At 32.4% G+C, this 18,764-nt stretch carries 16 protein-coding genes; 5 read left to right on the top strand and 11 right to left on the bottom strand.

What is annotated here, in order from left to right:
* Positions 1-12: 12 nt before the first annotated feature.
* Positions 13-486: a tRNA (adenosine(37)-N6)-threonylcarbamoyltransferase complex ATPase subunit type 1 TsaE gene (tsaE, locus tag DKK70_RS00080; protein WP_110432220.1), complete on the bottom strand. Its 474-nt coding sequence runs from the start codon at positions 484-486 to the stop codon at positions 13-15.
* 142 nt (positions 487-628) lie between these two features.
* Here tsaE and tusB point away from each other — a divergent pair, with 142 nt between their 5' ends.
* From tusB to DKK70_RS00065, 3 genes are all read left to right on the top strand, one after another.
* The gene (tusB, locus tag DKK70_RS00075) at positions 629-910 is read left to right on the top strand and encodes a sulfurtransferase complex subunit TusB (RefSeq protein ID WP_110432219.1); all 282 of its coding nucleotides are present in this window, start codon (positions 629-631) and stop codon (positions 908-910) included.
* 121 nt (positions 911-1,031) lie between these two features.
* Positions 1,032-1,595 carry a Sua5/YciO/YrdC/YwlC family protein gene (locus tag DKK70_RS00070; RefSeq protein WP_110432218.1) on the top strand — a complete coding sequence of 188 codons (564 nt, stop codon included), beginning with the start codon at positions 1,032-1,034 and terminating at the stop codon, positions 1,593-1,595.
* Positions 1,596-1,599: 4 nt separating this feature from the next.
* On the top strand, positions 1,600-2,706 hold the full coding sequence (locus DKK70_RS00065; protein WP_110432217.1) for an anhydro-N-acetylmuramic acid kinase: 1,107 nt from the start codon (positions 1,600-1,602) through the stop codon (positions 2,704-2,706).
* Between the two features lie 6 nt (positions 2,707-2,712).
* On the opposite strand, the gene kdgR is transcribed toward DKK70_RS00065, so the two are convergent.
* From kdgR to DKK70_RS00045, 4 genes are all read right to left on the bottom strand, one after another.
* Positions 2,713-3,507, bottom strand: coding sequence for a DNA-binding transcriptional regulator KdgR (gene kdgR / locus DKK70_RS00060; protein ID WP_110432216.1), 795 nt, complete (start codon positions 3,505-3,507; stop codon positions 2,713-2,715).
* Between the two features lie 110 nt (positions 3,508-3,617).
* Positions 3,618-3,938, bottom strand: a complete 321-nt coding sequence (locus DKK70_RS00055) for a cupin domain-containing protein (protein ID WP_110432215.1) — start codon at positions 3,936-3,938, stop codon at positions 3,618-3,620.
* A 99-nt stretch (positions 3,939-4,037) separates the two neighbouring features.
* Positions 4,038-4,832 (bottom strand): gluconate 5-dehydrogenase, encoded by a 795-nt coding sequence (locus tag DKK70_RS00050; protein WP_110432229.1) that lies wholly within the window; start codon positions 4,830-4,832, stop codon positions 4,038-4,040.
* Positions 4,833-4,881: 49 nt separating this feature from the next.
* A complete protein-coding gene (locus DKK70_RS00045) occupies positions 4,882-6,054 on the bottom strand; it encodes an oligogalacturonate lyase family protein (protein WP_110432214.1) in 1,173 nt (390 codons plus the stop codon).
* Positions 6,055-6,294: 240 nt separating this feature from the next.
* Between DKK70_RS00045 and DKK70_RS00040 the strand changes: the two genes are divergently transcribed.
* A complete protein-coding gene (locus DKK70_RS00040; protein ID WP_110422353.1) occupies positions 6,295-6,930 on the top strand; it encodes an RpiB/LacA/LacB family sugar-phosphate isomerase in 636 nt (211 codons plus the stop codon).
* 285 nt (positions 6,931-7,215) lie between these two features.
* On the opposite strand, the gene DKK70_RS00035 is transcribed toward DKK70_RS00040, so the two are convergent.
* Genes DKK70_RS00035 through DKK70_RS00020 form a run of 4 tightly spaced genes read right to left on the bottom strand, consistent with a single transcriptional unit; the run spans position 7,216 to position 13,850 of the window.
* Entirely contained in the window at positions 7,216-9,459 is a 2,244-nt protein-coding gene (locus DKK70_RS00035; RefSeq protein WP_110432213.1) for a right-handed parallel beta-helix repeat-containing protein, read from the bottom strand.
* A gap of 35 nt (positions 9,460-9,494) precedes the next feature.
* A complete protein-coding gene (locus DKK70_RS00030) occupies positions 9,495-10,661 on the bottom strand; it encodes a pectate lyase family protein (protein ID WP_110432212.1) in 1,167 nt (388 codons plus the stop codon).
* A gap of 21 nt (positions 10,662-10,682) precedes the next feature.
* The gene (locus DKK70_RS00025; protein WP_110432211.1) at positions 10,683-12,254 is read right to left on the bottom strand and encodes an SGNH/GDSL hydrolase family protein; all 1,572 of its coding nucleotides are present in this window, start codon (positions 12,252-12,254) and stop codon (positions 10,683-10,685) included.
* A gap of 33 nt (positions 12,255-12,287) precedes the next feature.
* On the bottom strand, positions 12,288-13,850 hold the full coding sequence (locus DKK70_RS00020) for an oligogalacturonate-specific porin KdgM family protein (RefSeq protein WP_110432210.1): 1,563 nt from the start codon (positions 13,848-13,850) through the stop codon (positions 12,288-12,290).
* A gap of 301 nt (positions 13,851-14,151) precedes the next feature.
* On the opposite strand from DKK70_RS00020, the gene DKK70_RS00015 reads away from it, so the two are divergent.
* Positions 14,152-15,657 carry an MFS transporter gene (locus DKK70_RS00015; protein WP_110432209.1) on the top strand — a complete coding sequence of 502 codons (1,506 nt, stop codon included), beginning with the start codon at positions 14,152-14,154 and terminating at the stop codon, positions 15,655-15,657.
* A gap of 75 nt (positions 15,658-15,732) precedes the next feature.
* Here DKK70_RS00015 and DKK70_RS00010 read toward each other — a convergent pair whose 3' ends face one another.
* The gene (locus DKK70_RS00010; protein WP_110432208.1) at positions 15,733-16,512 is read right to left on the bottom strand and encodes a Cof-type HAD-IIB family hydrolase; all 780 of its coding nucleotides are present in this window, start codon (positions 16,510-16,512) and stop codon (positions 15,733-15,735) included.
* A 1-nt stretch (position 16,513) separates the two neighbouring features.
* The gene (gene hda, locus DKK70_RS00005; RefSeq protein ID WP_110432207.1) at positions 16,514-17,197 is read right to left on the bottom strand and encodes a DnaA inactivator Hda; all 684 of its coding nucleotides are present in this window, start codon (positions 17,195-17,197) and stop codon (positions 16,514-16,516) included.
* Positions 17,198-18,764: the final 1,567 nt, after the last annotated feature.

Genomic DNA, 18,764 nt, shown 5'->3' with positions numbered 1-18,764 from the left:
TTTCGCTAATTTTTATAGTAATTGGTTAATGATAGCTTGCCCTTTATCACTGTTTGCTTGCAGACAAACGGTTCGTTCAAGCATGAAATAAGCCAAATGAATTTCAATATCAGCAGCAGGCAAAATACCTTTAACCTGCATAGGCCACTCAATCAAACAAATTGCTTTGGAGGAAAAATATTCACGAATACCCATAAACTCTAACTCTTCAGGATCACCTAATCGGTACAAATCAAAGTGATAAACACAAAACGTATCAAATTGATAAGGTTCAACCAGTGTATAAGTAGGACTTTTGACATTGCCAACATGACCTAATTGTTGCAAAAATCCTCGGCTAAACGTGGTTTTACCTGCACCAAGATCACCTATCAGATAGATGACTATTGCACTATTATGATTAGACAAATAATTTAGACACTGGGCTGCCAATTGTTTACCAAACAAAATTGTCTCTTGTTCATTAGCTAAAATAATTGGTTTCATAACGAATTCTTTGCTCGATAAATAGCCCTTATTATATACTAATAACCATTAAAGATGTACCAAGTAAGATTTACTTGAATTTTAACAAAAAATGTTGAGGAACGGGGTTTTTGGGGTTTAATTTAAGGGTAAAAAGAGAAAAATGTTACATACCATCACAACAGCTAACCAATCAATAATCGATCCAAAGCTTATATCAGCACAAGATGCTGTGCTATTTTGGCAAAATGGCGTCATTATAGCTTGTCAAAATAACCCTATATTAAATGTGGTTTTGCAAAACACACAACATTGTTATGTGCTTGATAGTGATATTAGCGCTCGTGGTTTAAAAGAACGAATAGATCCAAGAGTTGAAATTATCAATATGCAACAGGTCGTTGATTTAACCGTTAACTATTATCCTCAAATCAATTGGGAATAATTTGGCTGATTACTTCTAACTAATACCTATCTTATTAGAATTTCCATCATCGCCAATTTGCAAATAGGCCTACCTCAGTTTAATATAAATTTTAATGATATTGGGTAAACAGACAAATTTGATGGCAAACTTATTAACTCTATTAGAAATCAATCAATTATTAAAAAAAGGTGAAGTCGTTGCTTATCCAACCGAAGCTGTTTTTGGTTTAGGTTGTGATCCCGATTGTCAATCAGCCGTTTTTAAATTGTTAAAACTAAAGCAACGTTCGGTTGATAAAGGTTTAATTTTAATTGCTAGTCACTATGAGCAACTCCTTCCTTATATTGATGAATCAGCAGTCACTCAAGAGCAAAAACAGATAGCTTTTGATAGTTGGCCAGGCCCTAACACTTGGATTTTTCCAAAAAATATTAATACTCCGGATTTTTTAACTGGAAAATATCATTCAATTGCCGTTCGAATTACTGATCATCCTTTAGTATGTCAGCTTTGTGATTTATTTGCTAAGCCATTAGTTTCGACCAGTGCCAATCTTTCTGGGTACCCAGCTTGTAAAACAACAATTGAAGTTGCCCAGCAATTTGGCGAGAATTTTCCCATTTTAGATGGTCAAACCGGAAGACGTTCACAACCATCAATCATTCGCGATGTACAAACGGGCACAATCATTCGACAAGGATAATATTATGCAAAATTTATATATTGGTGTAATGTCGGGTACCAGCATGGATGGAGTAGATATCGCTTTAGTTGATATCAGTAATGGAAAGATAACTGCTATTGCGAGTGATTGCTATCCAATGCCAACCGAAATTAAAACTCGATTATTAACGCTTTGTACTAGTAAGCAAACTAAATTACAAGATTTAGGTGAGCTTGATCATCAATTAGGTATGCTTTATGCCAAAAGCATCAATCAGTTTATAACACAAAATCATATTGATAAAAAACAAATTAAAGCTATTGGCTGTCATGGACAGACCATTTATCATGCGCCCTGTGGTTCTAATCCATTTACCATGCAAATTGGCGATGCCAATATTATTGCTGCTCAAACAGGCATTACAACCATTGCCGATTTTCGACGTAAAGATATGGCTTATGGTGGTCAAGGTGCACCATTAGTACCCGCTTTTCATAAAGCAATATTCTTAAATCCAACAATTAACTGTGTTGTTTTAAATATTGGCGGAATCAGTAATATTTCAGTGTTAATTCCTGATCAACCGGTAATTGGTTATGACACAGGGCCTGGTAATGTTTTACTTGATGGTTGGATAAATAAAAATCTAGCAAAAAATTACGATAAAGATGGTTTATGGGCCAAATCAGGAAAAGTAAATCAAACCTTATTAAGTACGTTATGTAATGAAGATTATTTCCAGTTACCAGCGCCCAAAAGCACCGGTAGAGAACTATTTAATTTAACTTGGTTAACTCAAAAATTAACTGAATTTGCCTTAAGTGCCGAAGATATTCAAGCAACATTGGTTGAATTTACTGCTACCACAATTGCCCATGAGATTAATAAATTATCAATAAAAATGCATTTACCATGTCAATTATTAGTCTGTGGAGGTGGCGCAAAAAACCCACTCATTATGGAACGCTTATCAGTATTATTACCCAAATGGCAAGTTTTAACGACTGATGTTAAAGGGGTGAACAGTGATGATATGGAAGCGATTGCTTTTGCTTGGCTTGCTTATTGTAGAATGAATAATCTTCCATCCAACATTCCAGAAGTAACTGGAGCAAACCAAGCGGTAAGCTTAGGGGTTATTTATCAATAATAACCTTTAATCTGATGATTTTGACTGATTATTATAACCAATTAATTCAGATATTTTGGCGGCAGCTTGGCTAATTTCACTCACCAGTTTAGCTTCATCTTCCTCTGTACTACATCTAAAGATAGAGGTTGATAAACTTAACGCAGCAATAATATTACCTAAACGATTATAAATAGGTACCGCAAAACAACGCAAACCAAGTTCTGATTCTTCATCATCTTTGCCATAGCCTAGACGTTTAACTTCATCTAGTTCGGCAAGAAAAGCCTCTTTACTGGTAATGGTTTTCGGGGTGTATTGAACAAAATCAATACTATTAACTAAGCTTTTTTTGCTTTCATCATCCAACCAAGCCAATAAAACCTTACCTAATCCACTTGCATGTACCGTCGCTTGATTACCGATTTTAGAGGTTAAGCAAAGGCTATACTGTTCGGATGCCACTTTATTAACATAAATAATTTGGTCACCTTCACGAACAGCTAAATGGATCGTTTCTTTGGTTTTATCTCTTAGCTTTCTCATCTCTAAATCAGCAATAGCTAAGAAGTTTTGGTGATAAAGTACTCGGTTACCTAGATCAAGCAATTTTAAATTAAGAGAATATTTATCTGAATCTTCTTCTTGATTAACATAACCTAATGATTTCATAGTTTGCAAGAAACGATAGGCTGTGCTTTTGGGCATCATTACTTTTTGCGATAATTCTGATATAGCAATGTCTTTAGATTCAGATAAAGCTTCTAAAATTCCGAAAACTTTTAAAACTGAAGCAACCGATTCTGGCGAGCTATCACTCATGATTAGCACATCTCCTTACTAAAAAATAGTCATTATTCTATTATTAAATGATCACTTAGAACAACTAAAACTATCGAAAGTATATCATAATTAATAATGAACAAGCTATTTTATAAAAAATCTAATCGTTGTGGCGTAAACATATCAAGTAATACACCAGCTTGTTTACAAACACAGCCATGTTCAATATTCGGCTTTTTGTATAATGTATCGCCAGCACGAACAATTTTAGTCTCATCACCGATAGTAAATTCAAATTCACCCGATAAAACATATGTTAATTGTTCATGTGGATGATGATGCATTGCCCCAATCGCCCCAGTTTCAAAATGAACCTCGACTGCCATCATATTACCATCGTGCGCTAAAACTTTACGTTTAACTCCATTTCCTAAATCAATTAATTCAATATCTGCATTAAAACAAAACATGACATCACTCCTAAATTTATAAAATAAACAAGAGATAATAAAATACATCCCTTTATCTTATTATCTCTTAAACCATTTAATTTTTTTAATCTTATTTTATTAAGGTTGTTTACCAATATAAGCTAAAATACCACCATCTACATAAAGAATATGGCCATTAACAAAATTTGAAGCTTCTGATGCTAAAAATACTGCAGCGCCAGCTAAATCATCAGGTGTGCCCCAGCGTCCAGCTGGTGTTTTGGCAATAATGAACTGATCAAATGGATGACGAGAACCATCGGCTTGTTTTTCACGTAATGGTGCTGTTTGCGGTGTTGCAATATAACCTGGGCCAATACCGTTACATTGAATATTGGCATGACCAAATTCTGAACAGATATTTTTGGTTAACATTTTTAAGCCACCTTTAGCTGATGCGTATCCAACAACAGTTTCACGACCAAGCTCACTCATCATTGAACAAATGTTAATAATTTTACCGCTACCTTTTTTGATCATTGAAGGAAGCACCGCTTTTGCCATAATAAATTGACCAGTAAGGTCGATATCAATAATTTTTCGATAATCAGCTGCACTGGTTTCCAGCATTGATTTGCGCTGAATAATACCCGCATTGTTAACTAAAATATCAATCACACCATGTTCTTTTTCAATTTGGGCAATAGATTTTTCAACAGTGGCTTCATCGGTAATATCAAATAAATAGCCATGAGCATCAATGCCAGCGGCTTTATAAGCTTCAAGTCCTTTTTGTAAATTTTCAGGCACGACATCATTAAATACGATTTTCGCTCCTGCACCAGCTAACGATTTTGCTATTTCAAAGCCGATGCCATAAGAAGCGCCGGTTACTAGCGCTATTTTATTGTTGAGTGAAAATTTATTTAAAATCGACATAATTATATTCTCCGTTCTAGTTATGATAGACAAAACGGGTCTATCACATTTCTTCTAATATGTTAGCTGGCACTTTAGTTAAATAAAGTGCGGGTTCATCTTGTGCATCACATGAATATAAAACATATTTATTATCAGGTGAAAACGATGGATGAGGATGAGTCACCTGACGATCACCATCTAAAACTCGCCAAGTACTATTATGTTTAACCAGTTTATGCGCTGTTTTGGTTTTAGGTGCTAGAATATACAGCCATGGATCATTCTCTATTTTATAACCACTAGTATCAATAACGTCTACCGGGCTTCCTGTTCCATCACCAATATAGAGCGTACCATCAAAATTACTCATTAAGTGAGAGCATGCTGGCATTTCCATGATCTCTTTATCTTCATTGGTGACTGGATTGTAAAGGCGAATATAGCGTTCTTGTTGGCCCTTCATATAAGATACATAAGCTAATCCTGAACCATCTGGTACCCAAAATTCATGAGTACAACTTTCACCAGGTAAGTTATCATGTGCTTTACGCTCATTTTTACCATCACGATCTACTAACCAAATTCTGGCATCAACTAAATCATGAGGTCCTTCATGACAAAATGCGATAGTTTTATCATCAAAAGGTCTAAAAATAGGGTGACCTAACCATACATTTTGATCAATAACTGTTTTAGCTACGCCAGTTTCAATATCAATTTTGATTAAACGGCAGTGCGGATTTTTATCATAAAATGCTTTAAATATTGTCCAATCAGTAAGTGGGGTCCAATCTTTTTTATCAATCTCGATACCAACAATTTCGTTACAATCACTATTAGCAACCCATGTTCCATAGCCAACCCAGTCATCAGGAACAGTATAAACATTTTTTTCTTCCAATGTCTCTAGATTAACTTGTTGTAAGTTGCGTTCATTTTTAACATAGTACAAAAATTTATCATCTGGAGATAAAAAGCCACCAAAAGTATTATCACCAGGTCCTTCAGTAAGTTGTTTTGCTGTTTGGTTTTCAATATCGAGTAAATAATAGTTGCGATTAGTATCAAATTCACCAGCAAAAAGTAACTTTTGGCCATCATTGGTAAAACATTTTTGATAAAAATAATTACGATGACATAAAATACCTTCTGGCGTTAACCGAATAATTTCATTTTTTGAATCTTCATCAGTAAATGATGAATAAGATAGCCTTACGATATTCCCCTTAGCCATATAAAACTCCCTGCATATAAATATTATTAACTGTTTAAAAGATGATAATTTATTAAATATAGTAATATAAAAACCAAGACGATTTTGTGACTTTCATCACATTGCTACAAATTTATTAAAACATCGTTTTATTTTAGTTAAAAAAATTGATATATTTTTTTGCAGGCTTATAATGAAAGCGAAATGTACTAATAACCATAATGTGATTGGTTATTATTTCACACAAAATAGAGGAAAATCATGAAAATAGCACTAATGAACGAATTTAGCCAAGCAGCTAAAAATCCAATTATTTTAAATGAATTAAAAAACGCAACTGAGAAATACGGACATACTGTTTTTAACGTCGGCATGGATGGCGACAATGATAAAAAATTAACTTATGTTCATTTAGGTATTATTAGCGCTATTTTATTAAACAGCAAAGCAGTTGATTTTGTTATCACCGGTTGTGGAACAGGCCAAGGTGCTTTAATGGCGTTAAACGCATTCCCTGGTGTTAACTGTGGTTATTGTATTGAACCTACTGATGCCTATTTATTTGCACAAGTAAATAATGGTAATGCGTTATCACTTGCTTTTGCTAAAGGCTTTGGTTGGGGAGCTGAACTTAATGCGCGTTATATTTTTGAAAAAGCTTTTGATGGCGAAAAAGGATTAGGCTATCCGCCTGAGCGCCGTGAATCGCAAAATGCTAATGCGGTAATTTTAAATGATATGAAAAATGCAGCAGGAAAAAGTTTAATCGAAGCATTGAAATCAATTGATCAATCATTACTTAAAGATGCGATCCGAGGTGAGCGTTTCCAAAAATGTTTATTTGAAAACAGCCAAGACCCAGAAATCACAGCTTATATCAAAAGTCTGTTAGCTTAATTTAGTATCTACACCTTCAACAAAACTTGTGTTATTTCAGCTTAATTGATGAAATAACACATTTCATTACTTCTAATAATTGCTATTCAATAAATAAAAGTTATCTTTAAATATAATTTTTTAACTGCAATATATTTCTCAACAACATATTATTAAACAAACATAATAACGTATTGGCTATCAAAATTGAGTAATAAGAGTGGTAGTTGAAAACATAAATTGCAAAGATGAGTTGTAAAGATGAAAAGCGCTAAATCTAATAAGATTTAGCGCGTTATTTTTTAATTAGTTAACTTTATTTTTTTCAATTAATGTTTGTAACTCTTTTGGTAATACAATATTACCGTTTTTATCTCGTGTGATTTTAAAGTCAGTATTGCCCGGCCATAATTTATCACTGGTCACCGATTTAAAATCTATACTTTTAATTTGCGGTCCAAATGAATCTTTTATCGCTGAATCCCAACTATCTCGAATAGAATAATTATGTTCAAAAGTAACCTCTGGTTTTAAAAACTCATAAGGGTTAGCTCGTAAAATATAATTATATCGCGCACTATTAATTGAAATATTATTGCTCATGATATAAGAACCCGTATTAAAGTTATCAGTAAATCCATCCATATTATTGTTTAATGAAATCGAGTTGATAATTTTATGATTTACCGGTTGCCCTTCAGCACCTAATTTAAAGCCATTACCAATACTTCCCTTAGCAATATTAGGTTTTGAGAAAGGAAAACCGTTTGAATACGTTACGGAACTATCAATTAATACCGGGTCATTCGGGCCATCTTCAATCTTGTTATAAAGATCAAAACCATCATCAGTATTGTTATGGGCAATACATCCTCTAAAGACATTACCTTTACCCACCCCTAACTTAGCGGCAAAACCATCGGCATTTTTCCCTGATTTATCCATATTATTATAAGAATCAGAGTTAACAATTAAATTATAAGAAGGCCAGTAAATTCGATTTTGATTTTTCTTTTTTGCTGATATTGCCAGTCCAGTATCACTATTATTTCGGGTAACAATTTGATCAATCACATTATGACTGCCGGAAATTCTTAAATAAGCGGGCTTATTGTCTTTATTATCAATATTTCCATCAAAGATGACGTGTTTAATAGACCAATAATGGCTATCTAAATTAAACGTAGTGTTGATAAAAATTGCTTTATGCTTATTAATGGCTTGTATCGTTTTTAATTTACCCGGTAAACCACTTAATTGCTCAGGTAGGGTAACACCATTATAATAACCATCCATCAAATAAATAACCCCACCAGGCTCAACACTATTAACCGCGGTCTCAAAATCAACCGGTGATTGATTAGTACCTTTATTATCTTTGTTACCTTCTGGTGAAACGATGATTTTAGATAAATTTTCAATCGATGATTTATTTAGATTAACGGTAAAAGTTTGGGTACTAGTATTTGCTTTATCTTTAAACTCAACAGTAAAGGTATTACTTCCATCTTTTAACTGAGTTGGAAACTGTAATAATTTACCAACTTCGGCATTCAACTTTTTATTAATTTCCTTAACCAATACGGTACCAGAAGTATTTGGGAAAAGTTGTAATGTATAATCTTTATTATAGGCATTTTGTGATGAGGACAAAATTAACGTTGGTTTAATATCCACTATTACTTCTGGTTTAGCGGGTAATTTATCATAATTAACTTTTTCATCCTTGAGAGTTAAGGTAGAATTTTTAAACTCAACTTTCGCATTTCTCGAAGCAAAAAAGCCAACATAAATATTTTGATTATCTTGTTGATTTAAAAATCCAGAATAATCATTAGTCGCCCACTGTTTCTCTTCACCTGTGGCATTATTTTTCATCGATAAGATAAACTGATCTGCCGTTCTGGTCATTGTTAAATGCATACTTTTTACATCAACATAATTAACATTTTCAACATAAGCGACTTTCTCAATGGATATGCCTTCATTACCCCATGCTTTTTTAACTCCATCACGCACTAAGCCGGTTACTTTTACTAAATTATCATTTTTTTGATTTTGCGTAATTAATGCATTCATAATAACATTTGAAGCGTTTGGAAATTCTTCATAACCAGCAGGCTGTGGTTCACTTCGCGCAACACCAATGGTATCACGCGCAAATAAACCAACTGCTTCTTGAGCAGCAGGCGTTTTACCATCAACTTCTGGTCCTATTTGTTCTAAGGTAACATCACTCTCTAAAGTAAATGTTTGATTAACCGGTAATTGGGTATAAAACACCACCATACCATCATGCGAGTTAGCAATTTTGCCGCCTCGACTTTCTAGGTAGAAATCTGATGGTAATGGATAAGGTTGATTTGGAACTAAAAAATCTTTTTCACCGGCAATCCATGCATTATTGGTTCCCACTTTTTCTGGTTTGATAAGTGAGGCAAAATTTAAGTCTGTCGATTGGCCAAAGGCTATCGCTTTCCACTCTTGTGCAGAAGCAGCGCTAACATAAAGCGTAGATAGACAAAGTATTGAAGTTAATATTTTTTTCATTATAGACCCTAACATTTTTGTTTATTTCAATAATTCTAAAGTTTTCCACTACCAACTAATCGGCTGTAACTTTTGCTAAATTGTTTAATATCATCCACGCTATATTGATAAGGCACAGACCAACGCAAATTATCATCAAAACCACATGATGATAATTGCAACTTAGATTGATTAAATAGAGAGTTTTTATCTTGAAGGTTATCGCCTTTAAATTGTTTAGCCACTTTGCAGCTATCTTTTAAACCATCAATCAAAAATAGATTATTTTCCGAAAGTACACTGCCTTTATAGCCTAAACCAATAGAGTATTGATATGGGTATACTGTTTTAGATTTATTCACAGTCCCTTTAAAAAGGTTGTTATACATGTGGATTTTACCAAACCTTACTCTTGGCGCACGTTGAGTGATATCAGTGAAGACATTATGATGAAGGGTGATATTTAATTTATTCTCATCCTGATCAGCATTTTTATCACTGTGACCGATTAACATTGTCTTATCATGGTTTTCAAATAGACAATAAGAGATAGTAATAAAATCACTACCACGTTTAATATCTAACAAACCATCATGTTGTACATATTTCCAGCCATCTTTTTCACGATACATATCATCGGTAAAGGTACCATCAGTTAAAGTGACGTGGTCAACCCAAACATGAGTTGAGGAGATAATGTTGATACCATCCCATTCAGCATTCCATCCATCACCCTCTTCAAATTTTGGTTCAACATCAATTGGGGCTTCAATTTTTAAATTGCGAATAATGACATTATTTACTTTAGATAACATTATTGAGCCATTGATAAAACCAGCATTATCGCCAACACCGATCAATGTAGTATTACTAGGAATTTTGATTAACGATCGTGATTTTTGATCATCAAAGTTTTTGTAAGGTTTGTTTTCACTAATATCAATCACCCCTGAAACTTGAATAATACGAGGTTGATCTTTATTTATATTAATAGCTTCTAAAAGATCTTTCTTATTGTTAACTAAAAAGATCATCTCCTTTTTAGCTTTTGACCCACCTGTTGTTCCACTGTTGGTAGCTAAATTGAAACCAGCAAAACCATTTTCAGGCGCAACATCAAGTGCCTGTTTTATTTTTATTGGTGCTGGTGATAACGCATAGCTTGTAAAACTATATGAGTTAATGGCTAATGGAATTAACAGCGCTATTAGTCGTTTTTTCATTTTAATTGATACCTTAATTTTTTATTGACGAATTTTATTAAGATCAACAATATCTTGTTTTATATCAGGATGATTGCTGATTGCTATGGCTATAATTTCAGCTATCGCTATTGCACCTTTTTCTTGAAAATGCGTTGCGTCAGGATTGCCTATCACACCGGAAGATTGCTTTTTATAATAGGGATATTTAGGATCATTAGGATCAACAACTAACCAGTAAGACTGCCAGTCATCTTTATGTTGATTAGCAAAATCAATACTCAAGGATTCCAAATCAATTAAAGCAACTTGGTTAACTTTAGCGGTATGTTTGATGGTATTGGAATAATCGCCCCAATAAGCAAAACCGGGTTTATTGGTGGTGTAATGGAGATGGCTAACAGGGTTTTTATTCTGATCTTGATAAGCTATTTTATTATTGTGATCTTTATAACGGGTGACAGGAGTCATTAAAATTGGTGTCATATCTAACTCTTTTGCCACTGCAAGATAACTTTCTAGAGAAGATTGGAATGACATATTTTCTTGTTTTGATGGATATTGTTTTTGATTATTATCATCATTCGGATAGGTACATAAATTAGCCACATCCACTTTACCGCGTTTTGGATTGCTACCATCACATTTTTCATCATTATGCCCAAAAGCGATGATCATATAATCGCCTTTTTTCATAAAAGGCTTCATCAAATGAAACCAACCTTCCGTTTTGAAACTACGGCTTGAACGGCCAGATTGCGCACCATTAATGACAACGATATCTGCCTTATCATTAATAAAGCGATCAAAAACTTGCCCCCATCCCATTCTTGGATAAACTTTTTTATCATAATTAGAGGCAGTTGAATCACCTAAAATAAAAATACGTTGTTTAGCATTTATATTTTTTTCTTGTTGCTTAACCGCTTGGGAATAATTAAAAGGCGAATCTTGGCTAATAGGTATTAAACGCATATCAAACAATACGGTTCCACTCACCTTACCAGTAGATGAATCGTATCCTCGATTAAAGAGCATTACATTAAGTAGCTGGTTGATATCTTGATTAACTGTGGTAACTGGATCAAACGATTTAGCGATAATGCCTACTTGAGGTAATGCATTATCAAACAATAAATGAAATTTTTTATAAGCATTGCTTAATGCAGCATCATCTATTAAAAAAGGCAATTGATTATTAACAAACTCTTCTGGGCCTAAAAGATTTACTTGTTTAGCTAGTTCACTAGCTAAAAAATCAGTTAATGGATTAATATTAACGCTATTTTGCCGATCTTTTGCTAAACTGTGAACATATGAAACCAAACAGTTACCGTTACAAGTTTGGTTGCTATCCGCTGTTCGAGCAAGTGAGTTTTCATTACTAAAAACAATTAGTGGTGGCGTCAGTTCAGAAACATCTTGTTGATAAAACCCTTCGCTATCGGTTATGGTTTTTAAAAATTTATTATTAGCATCACGGATTATCACCGATGAAATAATAGGTTTATTGACATAAACATAACCTTGTATAACCGTACTTGCCATTACTTGACTAATTGAAGAGACAACTAATAAAAGTCCGAAAAAGGTTTTCTTTATTCTGTTTAACATGATTCCACCACTTTTAACATCTTTCTTTATTGATTAAAATAGATAAGATAATCCTAGTGCTAACTTAGCTTCCCTTGCGTCAGAATGGAGACTTTTCGCCACATCCTCAGCAGCCAAGTTAACCTGCCAAGCTTTAGTTGCTTGCCAATTTATATCGAACTCTTGCTGATAATCATGCTTTTTATCATTATGTAATACATAATTTCCTTTTAAGTATGAGAAGCGATAGCCAACATTCCAATCAGGAGATAAGTTAATATCAGTACCTATATCAAAACGATTGCGCGCTCGGTTATCAACATAACCTTGGACACTATCTTCACGTTTAGTTCTTGAAACTTTACGATATTCATATCGATATTGGCTATAAAGCGCTATATCATCGCTTTGTAACCAGCTCAATTTTAAAGCAGGAGAGTAACGGACACCTGGGCGTTGTGAATCACTCACATCACCTAGTTGATAATGCGGTAAGTTTTCTTTACTTTTAGCTTTATAACCACCACCAGAGTAGAATCTAACTTCCATATTCGGTGTTAGTACCCACTGATCAGCTAAATAAAAGTTGTAACCACCATATAGTTGATAGTAACTTGAAACAATATCATCAAAGAATAATCTATTTTTTAATTGGTTATAGGTATTTACGCTAAGACCAACATAGCCTTTTTTATCAAAATCAGTATATAAGCCAAAACTATCGCCATGATAATGGGAAGTTAAACCATAATGATGAGCATATTTGAAATAGGTTTTGTAAGCAAAATCGGAATCTTTACTATTTGATTGACCAAAAGCGTAATTGAAACCAACTTTATACTTAGCTTGTCTAGTATCTGTGGTTTTACTTTTTGACACATCAGAAATAGAAAAATAGGGACGGAATAATTTTGAATAATTATAGGTAATTTTGAATTCTTGCTCATAATCCGTTTTTTTATTGTTATAAGCTTTATACTCATTTTTAGAAAAACCATTCTTCAAGGCTTTATAAGAGTTGTTGGTATAATCACCAATATAATAGTTAAAGGTATAATTAAAGTTAAATGCCTTAATGCCAGAATATATTAATGCCCAATCTAAACGATTCCTTCCTGTATTGCTACTTGCAACATATTTGACTTGTTGACCAGATATTTTCGCTGTTTTATAACGTTCAGCATGAGATATTTTTTTCCATTCATAACGATAACGAAAACTTGTTGACCAATCATTATTAATTTTATAACTATATTTTAATCCAGGTTGATAAAGCGTTGAATCTTTACTAAATCCTAATTCTAATGAAGGAATAATCGCCCCCCAACCATCATCAAGCGTAATCGTTTTTTGAATGACAACACCACCTGAGCCACCTTGCATATCATCATATAAAACATCACGTTTGTTTCCACCACCTTCAGTAACACCAAATTTAAATTCATATTGCCAACTATCATCAGTTTTATGAATTAACTTTATCGTATCGCCATGAATTCTATCCATTGATTTCCAGTTATGTTCATATTGAAAAGTTGTTTGATCAGCAAAGGTATAGATAGGGAAGGTAGACAGAAACATTAAAAGCGGTATTTTTTTTAATTTAAATTGACTCATTCTTGTTTTCCTAAATTTAAAAATTATTTTTTGAAATACTGTTTTATATTTTTTATTATTTTATTAATTTTTTCTGTTAATAAGATCACAATTTCAGAAAATAATTTTAAACAAAAGAATAACATTCTGATATTTATATATTTTTATTAAATAATATTAAGATATTTGCCTTATAAAACAAAATAATTTGTTATCAATGTCACATTTCTAAAAAAAAATTAAAATTAACTTGTATAAATTTAGTATTATTTCGATAATAATTTTAAAACAGTATTTCATAATTATTAAAGGAAATAGATTTATGGCTGATAATCAGAAAAAAATAACCACACTAACTCGATTTTCGTATGGTAGTGGTAATTTGATAGGAAGTGGTGCGCTGGCAATTAGTGCTGCTTGGTTACTATACTTTTACACAACTTTTTGTGGACTTTCGGCATTTCAAGCAACGTTGATTTTTTCTATTGCGACTTATTTAGATGTTATTTTAAATCCATTAATGGGTTTTATTACTGATAACTTTAATCATACTAAACTTGGACGTCGTTTTGGTCGCCGTCGATTCTTCATCCTATTTGCTATTCCGTGTATGATTATTTACCCATTGCTTTGGGTTGATGGGATGAATTTCTGGTACTACTTAACTACCTATATTTTATTTGAATTCATCTATACCATGATTATGATCCCATATAATACTTTACCGGTAGAGATGACCAAAAACTTCGATCAACGAACTTATTTAGCTGGTTCAAAAGCGATGTTTGGTAAAGTAGCTAACTTCTTAGCTGCCGCTATCCCAGGTGTATTTTTCTACCTATTTGATGGTAAAGACTCACCACTACCATTCTTATTAACAGGTATTACTTATGCATCTATCATGGCGATTGCATTGATTTTACTTTACTTAAATAGTTGGGAAAAATCAGTTGATGAAATTGAAGATGAAACAACCTCTGGTCTTTGGGAAAGCATTGTCAAATTATTCTCAGATGTGTTTTCAACCTTCCGTTTAAAAACATTTAGAAACCATTTAGGTATGTATCTATTTGGCTTTGGTGCTGAATGGCTATTCGCAGCAACATTTACTTATTTCGTGGTATTTAACTTAGGCCAACCAAAAACCTTTGTTTCGCAAATGAATAGTTTAAGTAGTATTTGCCAATTAATTTCCACCGCCTTCTTTATGGCTTGGTGTGTTAAACGCGGATTCAAAAGACCATTTGTTATTGCAATATTAATCGTAATATCGTCGGTAATTGGCTATATCGGCGTCTACTACTTTAACATGCCTCATGTTACTTGGATTGTTATTGGTATTACTATTTGGTTCGGATTAGGAACTGGTGGGGTTTATTATATTCCGTGGAGCGTATACACCTTCTTAGCTGATATCGATGAAGTACTAACAGGCAGACGTCGTGAAGGTATCTATGCAGGCGCAATGACCATGGCGGGTAAATTAATGCGGGCAACTATCGTTTTTGTCTTAGGTATTGTACTAAAATACTCTGGTTTTGTATCAGGCGTAGATGCTGTTCAACCAGAAAGTGCAGTTACTGCAATTAACTTAGTGTTAATCTTAGGTGTGTGTGGAATGGCATTATTAGGTATATTCTTCACTTACCGTATGAAATTAGACAAATCTACCCACGCACTTATTATTCAAGAGCTTGATCGATTGAAAAATGGTGGTAAAAAAGAAGATGCAACCCCAGAAACAAGAGCGTTAGTTAAAGAGTTAACCGGCTTTGATTATGATCGCTGCTTTGGTAACAATAATGTTGGTTTTAAACAACATCATTAAATAAATATAAATAAACGATAAAATAATTAAATTTAAAATCATCTAATCTAAACAATTAGATGATTTTTTTTATATTTAAATTAATCCAAATTTCTTTAATGCTTTAGCTATGCCATCATTATTATTATTATCAGTGACATATTCAGCTTTATCTTTTAAGGCATCAACGGCATTATCCATAGCAATGGGATGATCAACGGTTAAAAACATTTCAAAATCATTCATACCATCACCAAATGCATAAGTAGGGACATCACTAAAACCCTGAGTTTTCAACAATTCACTAATTCCCCTGCCTTTCGAGCCACCATGATTAAATACATCAACACAATAAGGCGTATTTCGAATAAAGGTTAGTTCAGGAAAATGGTCGCGATAAAGTGATTCGCCTTGTTCACAAAGTAATAGCAACATTTGAATAGGTTCTTTTAAATAGATTTGATCATCAACAGGTGGAACATCTTGTTTTAAATGGTGATAAAATTTTTGTGCTGGTTGACCATTTTCAGATACTCGCATCATTTTATAATTATAAAAAGCCAAAGGAATATTATTTTCCCTTGTTGAATATTCATACAGTCGAGTAATCACATTTTTATCGATATTATTGGTAAAAACGACATTTTTTTCATAAATAACAACTTGACCATTCATACCAATAATGGAATCTATACCCGTATCTCTCATCAAATCGAGGACTTCTGGCGGTGTTCGACCTGTTGCTATCATTGGTACAATATTATTTTGTTTTAGTTTTCTAATTGCATCGTAAGTACTAGGTAACACATCTACATCTTTATTAAATAAGGTGCCATCTAAATCGAAAAAAACGATAGCTTCAGGTTTTTTTATCATTTTATAAATCCAAAATATGTTTAATAAAAGGAATGGTTAATTTACGTTGTTGAGCTAACGTTGCAACTTCAAACTCTTCCATTAAAGAAAACAAAGTTCGCATATCACGGTTAACACGTTTTAATAAAAATAACCCAACTTCAGTTGATAACTCAAAGCCACTTAATTTTGCCCTAAGTTGTAAAGCTTTTAATTTATCTTCATCGTTTAACTCTTTTAACTGATAAACTTGCCCCCACGTTAATCTAGACACTAAATCAGGCAACATAAAAGGAATTTGTTTAGGCGGTGCACTAGCAGTAATTAATAATTTACTAACGTTCTTTTCAGTTAAACGGTTAAATAGATCAAATATAGCCTCTTCCCAGTCACGATGGCCAGCTATCGCATCAATATCATCTAGACAGACCAAATCATAATTATCTAAACCTTGCAAAATCTCGGGTACCAACAAAACATGTTGCTTTAAAGGTATATAGCTAGCTAATTTATTTTGGCTTGAAGCATGTAATAGATGAGTGCGACCAGCTGCACTTGCTGACCATATATAAAAGACATTGAAGCCTTCCTTATCAAATAAGGTTTGCAAAGAATCAAACAATAATTGATTATCACCCACATAAAAACTATCAAAGTTTTCATTATTAGGTAATATTAAAGGTAAAGGCAACTGTGAAAGAGTAATAAAATAACCTCACAATAAAAATACAATCGTACTAAGTATAAATTTGCTTTTACAAAAATCAATCACTTTTATAAATAACAAAACAAGTTAGCTAAACTAGCTATTAAAAATAGCTATAATAAAACGAGTTAACTTATAAAAAAACAAAATAATAAGATAGCTAAAACAACGTTTAGCTATAAATATTTAACACATTATTAATCACTAATAATAAAATAAATTATTTTCATCTTTTCCAAGAAAGAACATTTTAGAAGGTTTAATACAATTATGCTGCTTTTTTGTTTTAATTTAGCAACTTTTTTATTAATAATAACCTCTGAATCCATTCTAACTATTTTTGACAAATTTAAAGTACTAAAAATTTTTCAGTAATTTTCATTTTTTTAATCGCACTAGATATAAACTCAATAATTATTGCAACTAGAAATACTACACGCTAAAAATGTAGGTTTCATAAAAAAGATATATTCTGTTGTTAAGTGAAGTAATGGTAAAGACTACCCCAAGCTAAAATATAAAATAGATTAAAAAAATCATAACTAAAACGATCATAAATAGTAACAATTTAGCTTAATGGATTAAATAAGCAATTAGTGCTTTACTACAATTAGGATACATACTGATTATCCACTCAGCTAGTTTATCTAATGCATAAAGTTAATAATGATCTTCTTGCTACTGTGCTATAACAACTACTTTATCACCAGCCTAAAAAGGACAATTAGTTAGCCAACCTCGATAGATGACACGATCAATTTGAATATTAACAAGATCAGCGCTAATTAAAAAAGAAGTAATTTCTTTGGTTAAGACGTGTTTTCTAAATTGCTCAAAACTAAACTATTAAACTTACGAAATTTAACTTGAATATGAGCTCTAATTATCCAATTTTAACTTTATTTTAAAATACGGATTTAAAATAATTATACTATTCTTGTAAATCTATACACTCTTTTATTCTTTAATAGCAACAAATTTAATTTACCAACAAAACTGAGTAAGTAGGTTGATATCACTAAGTTCGATGATCTTATTTTGAACTATATAGAAATCTTTAATACTCATCATTATATTTTATTGATCTAATATTTAATATTATAAATTGTTTTCAGTCAGAATGATCTTAATGGTAGAGATTAAATCATAAACAATAAAAGCTAAAATATTAAGCAAACGAATTTATTTTTTGTGGATAACTCTGTGATAAACCCAGCTTAAAAGCTGTTATAATCGCATTAATAACCTTGAAACGTAAAAACGTTGTGGATAAAAATAGAAGTTATAAACAGGTTAAACTAAAAAAAGATCCGATCAATTAACAGAATTAAACGATCGATAAGATCCTATAAAATAATCATAAAAACGAGTTATCAACAAAAAGGATCCACCTTAATAGTAATAAAAATAAAAAGATCATATAAAAGATCTTATTTTATTTAAATGGCGATCAAAATAGATCATTTGACGTAATAAAAAAGATGAGTAAAATTCGTTACGCTAAATAAAAGCAAATCACCTGATCAAAAATAATGATCATCTATCTGTAAATAAAAAATGAGGCTTT

It is taken from the genome of Gilliamella apicola (genome assembly GCF_003202655.1).
GTDB classification, from domain to species: domain Bacteria; phylum Pseudomonadota; class Gammaproteobacteria; order Enterobacterales; family Orbaceae; genus Gilliamella; species Gilliamella apicola_R.
The sequence above is the reverse complement of the archived record's forward strand: the minus strand, read 5'-3'. Positions and strand labels throughout refer to the sequence as shown.

Coding starts and splice junctions, on each gene's coding strand:
- DKK70_RS00055 (WP_110432215.1), bottom strand. CDS start 3,938: ATGTTTTGTTTTAATGCAGATATTGAATTAATTGATTTAGGAAATGGA.
- DKK70_RS00025 (WP_110432211.1), bottom strand. CDS start 12,254: ATGTTAAACAGAATAAAGAAAACCTTTTTCGGACTTTTATTAGTTGTC.
- tsaE (WP_110432220.1), bottom strand. CDS start 486: ATGAAACCAATTATTTTAGCTAATGAACAAGAGACAATTTTGTTTGGT.
- DKK70_RS00015 (WP_110432209.1), top strand. CDS start 14,152: ATGGCTGATAATCAGAAAAAAATAACCACACTAACTCGATTTTCGTAT.
- DKK70_RS00040 (WP_110422353.1), top strand. CDS start 6,295: ATGAAAATAGCACTAATGAACGAATTTAGCCAAGCAGCTAAAAATCCA.
- DKK70_RS00035 (WP_110432213.1), bottom strand. CDS start 9,459: ATGAAAAAAATATTAACTTCAATACTTTGTCTATCTACGCTTTATGTT.
- kdgR (WP_110432216.1), bottom strand. CDS start 3,507: ATGAGTGATAGCTCGCCAGAATCGGTTGCTTCAGTTTTAAAAGTTTTC.
- DKK70_RS00030 (WP_110432212.1), bottom strand. CDS start 10,661: ATGAAAAAACGACTAATAGCGCTGTTAATTCCATTAGCCATTAACTCA.
- tusB (WP_110432219.1), top strand. CDS start 629: ATGTTACATACCATCACAACAGCTAACCAATCAATAATCGATCCAAAG.
- DKK70_RS00010 (WP_110432208.1), bottom strand. CDS start 16,512: ATGATAAAAAAACCTGAAGCTATCGTTTTTTTCGATTTAGATGGCACC.
- DKK70_RS00045 (WP_110432214.1), bottom strand. CDS start 6,054: ATGGCTAAGGGGAATATCGTAAGGCTATCTTATTCATCATTTACTGAT.
- DKK70_RS00065 (WP_110432217.1), top strand. CDS start 1,600: ATGCAAAATTTATATATTGGTGTAATGTCGGGTACCAGCATGGATGGA.
- DKK70_RS00020 (WP_110432210.1), bottom strand. CDS start 13,850: ATGAGTCAATTTAAATTAAAAAAAATACCGCTTTTAATGTTTCTGTCT.
- DKK70_RS00070 (WP_110432218.1), top strand. CDS start 1,032: ATGGCAAACTTATTAACTCTATTAGAAATCAATCAATTATTAAAAAAA.